14 protein-coding genes are annotated in these 13,808 nt (G+C 49.8%); 6 read left to right on the forward strand and 8 right to left on the reverse strand.

Annotated features, from left to right (window positions below; all coding sequences use genetic code 11):
• Positions 1 to 136 precede the first annotated feature (136 nt).
• The 3 genes from FYJ45_RS02495 to FYJ45_RS02505 are packed head-to-tail and all read right to left on the reverse strand — an operon-like array spanning position 137 to position 3,011.
• Positions 137 to 475: a hypothetical protein gene (locus FYJ45_RS02495; protein WP_154463342.1), complete on the reverse strand. Its 339-nt coding sequence runs from the start codon at positions 473 to 475 to the stop codon at positions 137 to 139.
• 56 nt (positions 476 to 531) lie between these two features.
• Positions 532 to 1,107, reverse strand: a complete 576-nt coding sequence (locus tag FYJ45_RS02500) for a DUF5662 family protein (protein ID WP_025491075.1) — start codon at positions 1,105 to 1,107, stop codon at positions 532 to 534.
• Entirely contained in the window at positions 1,104 to 3,011 is a 1,908-nt protein-coding gene (locus FYJ45_RS02505) for an alpha-amylase family glycosyl hydrolase (RefSeq protein ID WP_154463344.1), read from the reverse strand. The genes FYJ45_RS02500 and FYJ45_RS02505 overlap by 4 nt, the downstream gene beginning before the upstream one ends.
• Before the next feature lie 243 nt (positions 3,012 to 3,254).
• On the opposite strand from FYJ45_RS02505, the gene FYJ45_RS02510 reads away from it, so the two are divergent.
• Positions 3,255 to 3,593 (forward strand): DUF1292 domain-containing protein, encoded by a 339-nt coding sequence (locus tag FYJ45_RS02510; protein ID WP_021636341.1) that lies wholly within the window; start codon positions 3,255 to 3,257, stop codon positions 3,591 to 3,593.
• Between the two features lie 69 nt (positions 3,594 to 3,662).
• Here the strand turns inward: FYJ45_RS02510 and FYJ45_RS02515 are convergent, their stop codons facing one another.
• The 3 genes from FYJ45_RS02515 to FYJ45_RS02525 are packed head-to-tail and all read right to left on the reverse strand — an operon-like array spanning position 3,663 to position 8,467.
• Positions 3,663 to 5,513, reverse strand: coding sequence for an ATP-dependent helicase (locus tag FYJ45_RS02515; RefSeq protein ID WP_154463346.1), 1,851 nt, complete (start codon positions 5,511 to 5,513; stop codon positions 3,663 to 3,665).
• Complete coding sequence (gene gltX / locus FYJ45_RS02520; protein WP_276891054.1) at positions 5,506 to 6,960, reverse strand: glutamate--tRNA ligase; 1,455 nt, start codon at positions 6,958 to 6,960, stop codon at positions 5,506 to 5,508. The genes FYJ45_RS02515 and gltX overlap by 8 nt, the downstream gene beginning before the upstream one ends.
• A gap of 4 nt (positions 6,961 to 6,964) precedes the next feature.
• On the reverse strand, positions 6,965 to 8,467 hold the full coding sequence (locus tag FYJ45_RS02525; protein ID WP_021636344.1) for a 4Fe-4S dicluster domain-containing protein: 1,503 nt from the start codon (positions 8,465 to 8,467) through the stop codon (positions 6,965 to 6,967).
• 347 nt (positions 8,468 to 8,814) lie between these two features.
• Between FYJ45_RS02525 and FYJ45_RS02530 the strand changes: the two genes are divergently transcribed.
• On the forward strand, positions 8,815 to 9,810 hold the full coding sequence (locus FYJ45_RS02530) for a hypothetical protein (protein WP_154463348.1): 996 nt from the start codon (positions 8,815 to 8,817) through the stop codon (positions 9,808 to 9,810).
• A 118-nt stretch (positions 9,811 to 9,928) separates the two neighbouring features.
• Here FYJ45_RS02530 and feoB read toward each other — a convergent pair whose 3' ends face one another.
• A complete protein-coding gene (feoB, locus tag FYJ45_RS02535) occupies positions 9,929 to 11,929 on the reverse strand; it encodes a ferrous iron transport protein B (RefSeq protein ID WP_154463349.1) in 2,001 nt (666 codons plus the stop codon).
• The gene (locus tag FYJ45_RS02540; RefSeq protein WP_021636348.1) at positions 11,916 to 12,155 is read right to left on the reverse strand and encodes a FeoA family protein; all 240 of its coding nucleotides are present in this window, start codon (positions 12,153 to 12,155) and stop codon (positions 11,916 to 11,918) included. The genes feoB and FYJ45_RS02540 overlap by 14 nt, the downstream gene beginning before the upstream one ends.
• A gap of 258 nt (positions 12,156 to 12,413) precedes the next feature.
• Here FYJ45_RS02540 and FYJ45_RS02545 point away from each other — a divergent pair, with 258 nt between their 5' ends.
• The 4 genes from FYJ45_RS02545 to FYJ45_RS02560 all read left to right on the forward strand — a co-directional run bounded on the left by FYJ45_RS02545 (position 12,414) and on the right by FYJ45_RS02560 (position 13,796).
• Positions 12,414 to 12,662, forward strand: coding sequence for a GNAT family acetyltransferase (locus FYJ45_RS02545; RefSeq protein ID WP_154463351.1), 249 nt, complete (start codon positions 12,414 to 12,416; stop codon positions 12,660 to 12,662).
• A 66-nt stretch (positions 12,663 to 12,728) separates the two neighbouring features.
• Positions 12,729 to 12,902, forward strand: coding sequence for a spore coat associated protein CotJA (locus FYJ45_RS02550; protein WP_154463353.1), 174 nt, complete (start codon positions 12,729 to 12,731; stop codon positions 12,900 to 12,902).
• Positions 12,902 to 13,183, forward strand: a complete 282-nt coding sequence (locus FYJ45_RS02555) for a spore coat protein CotJB (protein ID WP_154463355.1) — start codon at positions 12,902 to 12,904, stop codon at positions 13,181 to 13,183. The genes FYJ45_RS02550 and FYJ45_RS02555 overlap by 1 nt, the downstream gene beginning before the upstream one ends.
• A gap of 7 nt (positions 13,184 to 13,190) precedes the next feature.
• A complete protein-coding gene (locus FYJ45_RS02560) occupies positions 13,191 to 13,796 on the forward strand; it encodes a manganese catalase family protein (RefSeq protein ID WP_021636352.1) in 606 nt (201 codons plus the stop codon).
• The last annotated feature ends 12 nt before the right edge of the window (positions 13,797 to 13,808 follow it).

Raw genomic sequence — 13,808 nt, forward strand, 5'->3', positions numbered from 1 at the left:
TGCTGCTAAATGTGCAGCCCGAACCGATTTCTGCACAGCAAAAGCCCGGCAGCGGACTGCCGGGGCTTCTTGTTGAACCTATATAACTGTTCAATAACTCTCACAGTTACAAACCTATTCTGTTTTTCAGTCTCAATCAATCGTCACAGCCACAGCTATTCCCCTCGGAAAAAGTAGGGAAAGGTCTGGGAAGCGGCTCCGTTCTCGGTCTGGGCTCCGGCCTGGGAAGCGGCGGCTCCGGTCTCACATCCGCACAAGGACAGACAGGCCTGACCTCCGCGCAGGGAGCTACATTTCTCATATTGCCTCTTTCGCAGCCGCAGCCATCCTGAGATCCGCCGCGCTGGCAGCCGCTCCTGCAGCTGTTGTTATTCCGGCAGCCGCAGCCGCCATGACATCCGTCGTTGTTCTGACCGCCGCCGTTTCCGTTATTGCAGCAGCAGCATAAGAGTAGTAATAAGCATAAACAGTTCATATTCTCATCTCCTTTACACTACTATATGTAAAAGGAGAGATTTGGTTCCACTACTTTTACTTCCTTCTGCCCAGAAGCTCTTTTCTTACATAGGCAAAGGTCTTCTTTTCTCCCTGCTGCGCCAGCATGGTCAGAAGCTTCAGCAGCAGCTTACGCGTATTTTCATGCATGATGGGAATCTCTTTCGCGGACTGAAAATACAGCAGGGGATCCTCATCCCGGTATTTATCACCCCGGTATACCTTGGAGGCGGCAATCCTGTCCATGAGCATTTCCGCCACATATTTTACAGGCATCTCCACCGGCGCAATGCCGCCGGGCACATCCCTTGTGCTGTAGTCAATCCAGTATTCGTAATGGTGCCTGTTCCTCCCTTTATGATGAAGCCAGGCGCTGGAATAGCCCTTCTCCTCACGCTCCGCGTTGTTGGGGCTTCTGTCCCCCTGGAAATACCTGGCCCCGATAAGGAATTCCGAAGGCTCATACTTGGAAAGGTCATGCGTCAGGCCCTGCCTGTACAGCCCCACGGCAAAACAGCCCTTCATCACCAGATATTTATGGCGCGTAATCGTCTTAAAATGCTTCCATGCCCTGACTATAATATTGCCTGCTGCCTTCTTACCTTCTGTCACTTCTTTTTTCGTCCTGCCTTCTGTTTTTCTTTCTCCGTTTTCTCTCTGCTTTCCAGAATCTGTACGGAGCGCCCTTTGACAGCCGCTGTTTTACCGTTTTCATCCTGTACGCCGTTCTCTTTCGCAGCCGTGTCCAGGACCCTGGTCCATTTCAGGCCTGCCGGAAGAGAGGGCAGAGCAAAATCGTGTTCTTCCCAATGCATATTATATGCAATATAAATGAAATTGTCATCGTTTTTCCTGTCCGTTTTGGCGTAGCAGCCACAGTACATCAGCCCGGCCTGCCGGCTCAAATTGTCCGCCTTCAGCTTCCATGCTTCTTCGCCGTGATAGGACAGATCCGGATAACCGCAGGCAATATAATCCATCATGGCAAGCTCGTCCGGCCGGTGCAGCACAGGATGCTTTTTCCGGTAGGCAATTGCCTGCTTAACAAAACTGAAAAATTCCTGATTTGTCTCCTGCAGGCGCCAGTTCAGCCAGCTGACCCCATTGTCCTGGCAGTAGGGGTTATTATTGCCTCCATGGCTGAAACCGAACTCATCTCCGCTGACTATCATGGGAGTTCCCTGGGAGGTGAGCAAAAGCAGCATGGCATTTTTCATCTGCCTCCCTCTCAGCTCCTGTACGGATTTCTTTCTGGTCCTGCCCTCAAAACCACAATTCCAGCTCACGTTATAATTTTCCCCGTCCCTGTTTTCCTCGCCGTTGTCTTCGTTATGCTTTCTGTCATAGGAAACCAGATCCGCCAGGGTGAAGCCGGAATAGCTGGTCACATAATTAATCACGCCTGTCTGCCTGGGATTCTTACGCAGGCTGCCCAGGGCTGGCAGCAGGGAACCCTCGTCGCTTTTCAGGAAATGGCGGACCGCATACATAAAATCGTCATTATAAACCGCCAGATTCTTATAGGCGGGAATATCGCTGTTATCATAAATTTCATCACAGGAAAAATCGGTATAAAAAAGCTTGGTATTGCCCAGCATCGGCTCCGTGGCCAGAAGCGCCGTGGGGATATGGACTCCCAGCAGATGGAAGCCATCCACATGGCAGCTGAACACCCAGTATTTGATAACCTCAAGAATATATGCCCTCTTTACATCCACAGGAAAATAGAACTGCATGATTACCTCAATCCCGTTCTGATGCAGCTTCTTCACCATGTCCTTAAATTCCTCCGCCGGGCAGTCGGAGCTGGAATAGGACATTTTGGGTGCAAAATAGTATCCCTTTTTATACCCCCAGTAATTGATCCGGGGCGCTTCCTCTTCCCCTGCGGGTAAATCCCTGTAGTGGTTCACCGCATCCTCCATGCTCATTTCCCTGCATTCCGGCTTTTCCAGCTCCAAAAACTCATAGGAGGGCATCAGTTCTACGGCAGTGATTCCAAGCTCCTTCAGATAAGGGATTTTCTCCACGATACCGGCAAAGGTTCCCTTATGCTCCACTCCTGAGGAGGCATGCCTGGTAAAACCCCGGGGATGCACAAGATAAAGAATGGTTTCCGACAGCGGGGTCATAAGCGGCGCATCGTTCTCCCAGTCATAGGTATGCCTGCTGAAGCCTCCGCGGAGCTTTGGATCCGTCTGACGGCCCCAGCGCTCGTTCCCGTATATGACGTCCGCATAGGGATCGGTTATAATCTCCTCTCCCGCATAAAAATTATACTGGAATTTCGTATCCGCCAGGCCCTCCGCCTGCATACAGTAAATGTTGCCTATTCTGTTTTTTTCTGTGAAGGGAATACGCACAGGCTTTCCCGCCGCATGCAGATAAAGAAGGACACCGCATTCCTCCCTGGTATGAAGTGCGGCCGCAAAATTAACCTTTCCGTCATTCGTCAGGGACACCCCCATGGGATAAGGCGTTCCGGGGAGAATTTTGAGTTCATGTCTTGATGTCATATGGTTTATCTCCTGTCTTAATCTTGTGAAGGCCGGCAACAGTGCGTCGGCCAAGCCTAAAAAAGACTGGCTTTGATAATGGGAAGGGCAGAGTCCTGCAAAATATTCCCGGCTCTGCCTTTGTCGTTTATTATACCACACCTTCCCCTCTCTTACCAGTTTATCTTGCATCCGCACATAACATCGGTTAGAATAGGAATAGCAACACAGGATCCTGTGAAAAGGAATAATGGAGGATGATTCATGAGCGAAGATAATGCAAAGATGCCTGCGGGTGAGCCTGAAGAGGAAATGAGCGTGGAACTGGAGCTGGAGGACGGCACTCTTGTGAATTGTGCGGTAATTACAATTCTGGATGTGGCGGAAAAGAGCTACATTGTGCTGCTTCCGCTGGATGAAAGCGGACAGAATGAGGACGGAGAGGTTTGGTTCTACGGATATTCGGAAAACGAAGAGAATCCTGACGAAGAACCGGAGCTGCGTTATATTGAGGACGATGATGAGTATGAAATGGTAGCGGATGCTTTTGATGAGTATCTGGATAACTGTGAATTTGATGAGCTTATCGATCCGGAAAAATAAACATCGGCTCATCGCGCATCGTATTTTGATGGCCGGATGTGCATAACGGTCCGCTTGTGTGAACCGTTACTAAAGGACAGGCTGTCTGACAAGATCTGTGAGGAACCGGGAGAGGAATCCCGGTTCCTCTTTTGTTCCGTCAACATAAGTTAATGTCAGCCTTTTCCTGGCACGGGTCATGGCCACATAGAGCATGCGGCGCTCCTCTTCCACCGCCTCGTCCTTCATGCTCTTCCTGTGGGGAATTATGCCTTCATTACAGTCAGGGATATAAACGGTATCAAATTCCAGTCCCTTGGAGGCGTGCATGGTAAGCAGGGATACGCCCTCCCTGTTGTCGGGATCACGGCCGGCTTTTTCCAGTTCTTTTTCATAAAGGGCGATATGCTCCTTTAACTGTTCCAGACTGCGAAACTGTCTGACCTGCTTCTGGAACCACTCCGCTTCCTTCAACAGTTCATTTTTATCCGTTCCCTTCTCCGCCGCAGTTCTTACCAGATATTCGTCATACCCCATTCCCCTGCGTATGTAGTTGACTGCCGCGTATAAATCCATCCTTTTAAGACGCTCCAGATCCATCTGGAATTTCCGGAGGATTTCCCTCATATACGGTTTTTCTGCATAAAAATCAAACAATTCTTTAAAATCCACCGTTTCGCCGTACACTGCGCTGCGGCTGATATACCGCGACGGACGGTTCATGATGCGATAAAAATCCTTCCGCTTCCTGCCTTCCAGGGCAAAGGAAAGGTATGAAAGGACATCCTGCGCCGCCATTTGTCTGTAAGGGCTTTTCAGCTTTTCCTTCATACGGAAGGGAATTCCTTTTTCCGTCAGTTTCTCCGCCATGGCCGCGGCATCCTGGTTGGTACGGTAAATTACCGCCGTTTCGTTAAAGCCTTCCGGAAAACAGGCGATTTCGGTTGCAATGCTCTCATTTTCCTCATCTCTTGTGGAATAGCCCCGGTAAAGCACCGGCTCCCCGGAAGGGCTTACCGCCTGCGCCTTTTTTATAAAACGGCTTTTATTTGCGGCAATAAGCCGTCCTGCAGCCGTTACAATTTCCGGCGTGCTGCGGTAATTTTGTGTGAGTTCCACGATACCTGCCTGCGGATAATCCTGCCTGAAGCCCAGCATGATTTCCGGCCTCGCGCCGCGGAAGGCATAAATCGACTGGTCGTCGTCTCCTACGATAAACAGGTTGTTTTCAGGCTGCGCAAGCAGGCGCAGCACCTCATACTGCATGGGATTGATATCCTGGAATTCATCCACCAGAATGTAGCGGAATTTCTGCTGCCAGGCCTTCCGTACGTCCGGCCGGGATACAAGCAGATCACGGCATCTTAAAACCATGTCATCAAAGTCCAGCTTTTCCTCCCGACGCAGAGCCTCATCATAGGATCGGTAAAGCCGGGCAAATTCCTCCCGGCTGATCAGGCCGCATTCCGGATCCCTGTTTTCCGGCGGGCAGCCGTCGTTTTTAAACCGGCTGATTTCACCCAGCAGGCTGTCTATTGTCTCCTCCTCGTCCGTACAGGTAAAGCCCGGTCTTTGCAGGATAGTTTTCAATAATTCTCTTTTTTCGTAATCGGATATAATATTACCGGATCGGTAATGACAGGATGTTTTCAGAATATGGTAATAGACTGCGTGGAAGGTTCCGAAATTCACCGGCCAGGCCCTGCCTGCCGTCTTCTGCCGGAACCGCTGCTTCATTTCCCTTGCGGCAGCTTTGGTAAAGGTAATCACAAGAATGGACGCCGGGTCCACATTACTTTTTTCTATCAGATGAAGAATACGATGGATAATTGTATAAGTTTTTCCGGAACCGGGCCCTGCCAGTACAAGCAGGGCTCCGTTCTCATGTTTTATGGCCGTCATCTGGCCTAAGTTGACTAAATTTTTACCGGAATCAGGCATCTTTAAGCTTCTCAATGCCCACACGGATACGGGCAATAGACTCTTCCTTTCCGAGGACTTCCATGATTTCCGTTGCGCCCGCAGGCGTCATCTGCTTTCCGGAAACCGCGGTGCGTACCGGCCACATAACATAGCCGTTTTTACAGCCTTTTTTCTCCACATAGGCTACCAGCGTCTGGTACAGCGCATCATTGCTGTAGTCCTCCTGTGCTTCCAGGATGGGAAGCAGCTCCGTCAGGACCTCCAGGGAGCTTTCCGTATTTGTCTTCATCTTTTTGTGCGTATACATGGCTGCGTCGTATTCCGGCAGCGTTTCAAAGAAATCCACCATCTCTTCGATTTCCGGGAAGGTTTCAATTCTCGTTTTTACCATTTCGGCAATTTTCTTCAGATTTACATCCCTGGTCAGCGCTTTTTTCAGATAAGGCTCGGCCAGGCCGTAAAAACGGTCGAAATCCATGGCCTTAATGTACTCCCCGTTCATCCATTTGAGCTTGGTATAGTCGAATACGGCAGGGGACTTGGACATATGGCGGTAGTCAAATTCCTTCGTCAGCTCCTCCAAGGAGAAAATTTCCTCATTATTTTCAGGGCTCCAGCCAAGAAGGGCCACAAAGTTTACGATAGCTTCCGTTAAAAAGCCCTGCTCCACCAGATCCTCATAGGAGGAATGGCCGCAGCGTTTGGACAGCTTATGGTGCTCTTCATCCGTAATCAGCGGACAGTGTACATAAACAGGCACCTCCCAGCCAAAGGCTTCATAAAGGCGGTTATATTTCGGGGAAGAGGAAAGGTATTCATTACCTCTCACCACGTGGGTGATTCCCATGAGATGGTCGTCTACCACGTTGGCAAAATTATAAGTAGGATAACCGTCGGATTTAATCAGAATCATATCGTCAAGCTCTGCATTATCAACCGTAATGTCCCCGTAAATCTCATCATGGAAGGTCGTGGTGCCTTCCGTGGGATTGTTCTGGCGGATAACATAGGGAACACCCGCCGCAAGCTTTGCTTCCACCTCTTCCCTGGAAAGCTGCAGGCAGTGCTTGTCATATACATTGATTTCCTTGCCCGCCACAGTACGGGTCAGCGTGGCCAGCCTGTCCTTATCGCAGAAGCAGTAATAGGCCTCGCCCTTCTCAACCAGCTGTTTCGCATACTCCAGATAAATGCCCTGCGCCTGGCGCTCACTCTGTACATAGGGACCGACTCCGCCGTCCTTGTCCGGTCCTTCATCATGCTTCAGGCCGGTTTTCTCCAGGGTCCTGTAGATAATATCCACAGCGCCCTCCACATAACGTTCCTGATCCGTATCCTCGATGCGGAGGATGAAATCCCCTCCTTCATGTTTGGCAATCAGATAGGCGTACAGCGCGGTACGCAGGTTCCCCACATGCATACGTCCTGTGGGGCTTGGTGCAAAACGGGTTCTTATTTTTGTCACTTTTTTATCCTTCGCTTTCTTTCTTATTTGTAACTTCCGGAATTTTCTTTTCCGCCGCCATTTTAAAGGCGTTGACCTCCTTCATGGCCTGTGGTATCGCAATGTTGGTTCCGGCCCCGGCAATACAGCCTCCGGGACAGGCCATCCCCTCGATCAGGCAGCCGTTCTTCTTGCCCGCCTTGGCGAGCATCAGCATCTTCCGGCATTCCGCCAGGCTCTCCGCATGCTCGATATTCACCTCCACGTCGGGATAATATTCCCGGATGCAGGCCTCAATCGCGCTGGCAACACCGCCAGCCACGCCGTAGCCGCGGCCCGCGCCGGTGGCATCCGCCATGGTATCCTCCGGTTCCACGCCTTTTAATTCAATGCCCTTTGCATCGAACATACCTGCCAGCTCTTCAAAGGTGATGACGAAATCCACGTCGGAACGCACACTCTTTCTTGAAGCCTCCAGCTTTTTGGAAGCGCAGGGACCTATAAATACTACGGAAGCATCCGGATGGTCTTCTTTGATTTTGCGCGCTGTTGCCACCATGGGCGTGAGCGCATTGGAAATATTGTCAATGGTTTCCGGGAAAAATTTCTTTGCCAGCACGGACCAGGAAGGGCAGCAGGAGGTGAGCAGAAATGGCAGCTCTCCGGTGGCAACCGCATGCACGTAGTGCTCGGCTTCCGCGGCCGCACCCATATCAGCGCCGATGGCCGTCTCATATACGTCAGCAAAACCCAGCTGCTTCAGCGCCGTCTTAATCATGTCAGGCGTTACGCCGGGGCCGAACTGGCCTACAAAAGCGGGCGCTACCTGGGCAATGATTTTCCTTCCGGAACGGATGGCCTTAATCAGCTGAAAAATCTGGGATTTATCAGCAATCGCGCCGAAGGGGCAGTTCACCATGCACTGACCGCAGGAAACGCATTTCTGCTCGTTGATTACCGCTCTTTTCTGGGAATCGCTTTCAATCGCATTCACGCCGCAGGCTGCCGCACAGGGTCGCACCTGATGACTGATTGCATCATAGGGGCAGATAGCCTTGCATTTACCGCATCGGATACATTTTTCCGGATCGATATGGGACTTGCCGTCCACCATGGAGACAGCCTCCTTGGGACAGACCTCCCTGCAGGGATGCGCCATGCAGCCCATGCATTTATCAGTGACCACATAGCGGTTTTCCGGACAGGCATTGCATGCGGAGGGAATGACCTGTACAAGCGGCGGTTCATAGTACTTCTGATCAATATTGCTTTCATCCAGCCCCTGCGTCAGATGCACCGGCACGTTTTCCGGCCGCAGGGAAAGCCCCATGGCCATACGGATCCGTTCCGTCACTACCGCTCTCTCCCGGTAAATACTGTCCCTGTAGGCCGGCGCGTCGGCGCCCACAATACTGTACGGCAGCGCCTCCACATCATCCTTCAGGTTCTCCGATGTATATGCCAGATTGGCAACTTCCTTAAACACACGCCTGCGGATTTGTCTTACCTGAGTGTCAATTCCTCTCACCTGCAACCTCCATTCCTGTCAGCCTGTTTTTCCCGTCACCTGAATTTCACAGGTGTTACTCACAGGCACCGTTGTTTTACATCATTTCCATCTTTTCCTATTCTTACACAAAAAGCCTGCTAAATCAAGAGATTTTTCCCTCGTGATTCACTGACCGGATAATTTTGTGTGAATTGTTAATTGACTTTTTAACAGATATAAAGTATCATCATAATAGTTTATTTTTTTGTGCATTCGCACATTCTGGCAGTTTCTGCCGCAAAATCCCATTTTTATAAAACGGCAGGAACACCAGGCGTCATCTTTTTCTTTCAAGCTCCGCGTTCCTGCCCTCAAAAGGAGGTACAATGAAAAAAAGGACGCTGATCGCCGAAGAACTTGACGCAGCCGGCATCAAAGTACAGTACGACGAACATGTAAAAAGAATCCTGAGCAGCAGGCAGGTTCTGGCCCGTATCCTGCAGGGCGCCGTTAGCGAATATGCAGGCTGCTGTGCGGAAGAAATCACGGAATGGATTGAGCCGGGAATTGAAGTCTCCAGGGTGCCGGTAAAGCCTGGAGGGAAGAGAGAAAATGAGCTTTTAATCACAGGTGACAACACGGAAAGCAAGATCCCCGGAGAGGGAAGCCTCACCTATGATATCCGGTTCCGCGCCCTGCTTCCCGGGCAAAGTAAGCCTGCCGCGGTAAAGCTGCTGCTTAATGTGGAAGCGCAGAAGAAATTTTATCAGAAATACCACATTGTTACCAGAGGAATCTTCTATGGTGCAAGGATGCTGTCGGAGCAGCTGGACAGAGAATTTACGGCTTCCGATTATGACGAACTGAAGAAGGTATACAGTATCTGGATATGCATGAACGCCCCGAAGCATATAGGAAATGCCATGTCGGAATACCGGATTGCCAAACAGGATCTTATCGGCGCAATCCCGGAACAGCAGGCAAACTATGACAAGCTGTCGGTTGTCATTATCTGCCTGAATGAAGAGGCGCCGGAAGGTAATTGCGCAAAGCTGCATGGATTTCTGAATACACTGCTATCTCCTGCTATGGATGCAGCGGAAAAAGAAAGGTTACTGGCAGAAAATTATGGCCTGGTTATGGAACAGGAATTGGGAAAGGAGCTGAGGCAGATGTGTAATTTGAGCGAAGCAATAGAAGAAAGAGGAATTAAAAAAGGCTTAAAAAGAGGGCTGAAGCAGGGAAAAGCCCAGGGGAGGGCCCAGGGAATCCAGCTGGCAAAGGCTGTAATCCGCCTGGCCGGCGAGGGAAAGAATGAGGAAGAAATCTCCGCCGCCTGCCATATTACGGTAAACAGCGTTCGTGAAATCCTGTCGGATTAACTGTATGGCTTCCTTTGCAGGCTGGACAATCCGCAATTTCAATAAATACAGGGCAAAGCGAGGAAAAATGCTTTGCCCTGTATCCATTGGCGGATACATTAATACCCCGCCATCCTTCCTATATGAAAAAACTGCCGATCTGGAATACAAGAACGCTTACCAGCCAGGCCAGGCCAATCTGGAAAAGCATGATACTGCCTGTGAACTTCCAGGAACCGCTTTCTTTTTTAATGGTTGCCATTGTCGCTACGCAGGGGACGTAAAGCAGGCAGAAAAGCATGAGGCAGAAGGCGTTCAGCCCTCCGAAGGCCGGGTCAAAATGCTGGATATTCTGCACGATGGAGGCCATACCTGCTGCCGAATTCACATTGGAGACGCCAAACAGGACGGAGAAGGAGGAAACCACCACTTCTTTTGCGGAAATACCTGAAATCAGTGCAACCGCTATCTGCCACAGCCCCAGGCCGGCAGGCCGCAGGACAGGCACCAAAATCCTTCCCAGCGCCGCGCCGAAGCTTTCCGCAGGCTCGGATACCATGCCGTGAATGCCGAAATTCAGGATAAACCAGATAATGATCGAGGCCACAAAAATCGTAGTTCCTGCCTTGGTCAGGTAATCCTTCAGCTTATTCCACACATAGGTTCTTATCGTCCTTGCATTGGGGCGCTTATATTCTGGAAGCTCTATCATCAGAGACTGGTTGATCTTGCCTTTTTCCAGCTTGTGCTGCACCATGGCCACCAGAATGCCCATTACCATTCCGATAACATACATGGAAAAGGCCACCACCATGGCACACTGCGGGAAAAACATTTCCGAAAACAGAACATATATGGGCAGTCTTGCCGAGCAGGACATAAAAGGCGTTATGATCATTGTCCTTCTTCTGTCGTGTTCTGTTTCCAGCGCCCTGGTGGCCATAATTGCAGGAACCGTACAGCCAAAGCCCAGTACCATAGGAAGGAAGGCCCTTCCGGAAAGCCCCACCTTTCCCATAATGCCGTCCATAACATAGGCTACCCTTGCCATATAGCCGCTGTCCTCCAGAATGGCAAGCGCCAGGAACAGGATAAAAATATTAGGGACAAAGGTAAGGATACCTCCCACACCCGCTATGATTCCGTCAACAATCAGGGAAATCATCCAGTCAGCCACATGCAGTCCGGTCATTCCCGCTCTCACCAGCTCCGATATGATTCCCAGCGCATATTCCAATCCACCCTTCAGGAAATCGCCAACAAAAAAGGTAAGAAAAAATACCAGCGCCATAATGCACAGGAATACCGGCACGCCCCAAACGGGATGGGTCAGCACCTTATCTATCCGGTCCGTGCTCGCCGCTTTCCTGTCCTTGTAAAAAAGCACTTCCTGGATGACTTTTTCTATATATTCGTATTTCTTTTCCGTGATATCCTTTTCATAGTTGCGATCTACAATGCTTTCCACTTCCAGAGGATGATCCTTTTTTACCTCCTCATCGTTTTCCAGCAGCTTTATGGCATGCCAGCGGACGGAGGAATGATTGGGGTATTTCGACTGCATCCTCTCTTCCAGAAGAGCAAGCTTCTCTTCCACCGCCGGGCCGTAATCCAGAATGTCGTTTTTAGGGCCTTCTTCATAGTGATGGACCACCGCATGCATCAGGATATCCAGGCCGGTCCGCTTGGCCGCGGAAACGGGAACCACCGGGATGTCACCCAGCATTTCCGGAAGGCGGTGCATGTCAATTTCCATTCCCCGTTCCTTTACGATATCCATCATGTTAAGGGCAAGGATGACCGGCTTGCCCAATTCCAGCAGCTGAAGCGTCAGGTAAAGGTTACGTTCCAGACAGGATGCATCCACTACATTTACAATGACTTCGATATCATCATCCAGGACACATTTCCTTGTTACTTTTTCCTCTATGGTATAAGAGGTCAGGGAGTAAATGCCGGGGGTATCCACCAGCTTCAATCCATAGCCTTCATACTCCAGCGTGCCTTCGTATTTTTCCACGGTGACGCCGGGCCAGTTGGCCACCTTAAGCTTGGAACCCGTTATCGCATTAAACAGCGTTGTCTTTCCGCAGTTGGGATTTCCCACAAACGCCACATGTACATGGTTATCTCTCTGCATCCTCTTCCACCTCCTCTACTTCGATTCCGGAGGTAATATGTTTTCCCAGGGCCAGCCTGGTTCCCCTCACATAAATTATTAAGGAACCGTTTCTTTTACGGTTCAGAAGCTTTAATCTCGTTCCCTCGATTAAACCCAATGCCTGCAGTCTTCTGGAGATATCTTCTTCTATCTTCATATCTGCCACAAGATACCGGCCGCCTGTCTGCCCTTCATAGAGTGTCATGACTGCTTCGTCCTTCCTCTTTCAGTTGATAACCATTCTCAATTAGGATTATATTCTTATACTCACGGGTTGTCAACTGTAAAAAAAATGGAGGGTTTTAATACCTCCCCGGCTGCAGGTTCTATGGGGAAGTGATTGGCCTTCGGCCTGTCCGGGAATTTTTTAAGCTGGGATTTTGGAGGCCGGAGTGTTGGCGTTTGGGGGTGGGCGTGGTATACTTGGTAATTGGATGCGGATGATGAAAGGATGGTGTGGTTTATGATTTGTAAGGAAGAAATTTCTTTTAATTTTATCCAGAAGGAGCCTTTGACGGGCAGTTATCAGGGGATGCGGTATTATCTGGTAAAAAGCGGGGATTGTATCAGGGCGGTTGTGTATCCGGATAAGTTCTGTTTTGTGAAGACGCCTGAGGAGCAGAAGGTGATGAAGGAGTTTCCGAATGTGCCGGATTCTATGGACGAGCTTGTGAGGTGGCTGAATGAACAACATGAAAGCGGGCGATATTAAGTAGCAAATATCTTTTCCCCTCATACTATAGTATTAAAAAAGTATGTAGTATATGAGAGGAGTTTTATGCAGGAATTTAATAATAACTATGTCGAGAATATCGATGATTTTCCCATAGCTATGGCCTATGTCCCGTGGCAGCGTGAGCCTGTTATCTGCGAGGATCTGGAAGAAGGCTTCCGGTGCGGTACTATCTTTCCTGAATTGATCAAACCCTTTACAGGAAGGAGATGTATATAATGAACAATCAGAATTGTACTCCCTGTCAGAATGCGGAACAGGAACGCAGCCTGATGAATATCGGTATCGCAAGCTTCGTAGTGGTTGAACTTACCGAGTATCTGGATACCCATCCTCACGACAGGGAAGCTTTGAATTATTTTAATTATTATAACCGGATGCTGAATAAAATGTCCGCCGAATTCGCGGCTAAGTTTTATCCGTTGAACCTGGCAACCGCTGATTCTTTTAACAAGGAATGGAAATGGGGCATGGCGCCTCTTCCATGGGAAGGGGTGTGAAGCATAGATGTGGAATTATGAAAAACGACTTCAGTTTCCTATAAAAATTACGGAGCCTAACGCCAAGCTGGCACAGTTCATTATTTCTCAGTATGGCGGGCCCGACGGCGAGCTGAGCGCATCCATGCGTTATCTTTCTCAGCGTTATACCATGCCTTATCGTGAAGTGGCCGGGCTGCTTACGGATATCGGCACCGAGGAGCTTGCGCATTTTGAAATGATAGGCGCTATCGTTTATCAGCTGACCAAGAATCTCTCCATGGAAGAAATTGAGAACTCTGGTTTTGGTCCTTATTATATCGATCATACCACCGCTCTGTGGCCGCAGGCTGCCGGAGGAATCCCTTTCAATGCCTGCGAATTCCAGTCCAAGGGTGATATTATTTCCGACCTGACTGAGGATCTGGCTGCCGAACAGAAGGCGCGTACCACTTATGACAACATACTGAGGACTGTCAGGGATCCTGAAGTAGCCGCCCCTATCCGCTTCCTGAGACAGCGTGAGGTTGTTCATTTCCAGAGATTCGGTGAAGCACTCCGTATCGTCCAGGAAAAACTCGACAGCAAAAACTTCTACGCATTCAATCCTGAATTCGATAGATGTAAAAAATAACCTTGCATATAC

The sequence above is a fragment of the Eisenbergiella porci genome, assembly GCF_009696275.1.
Classification (GTDB): domain Bacteria; phylum Bacillota; class Clostridia; order Lachnospirales; family Lachnospiraceae; genus Eisenbergiella; species Eisenbergiella porci.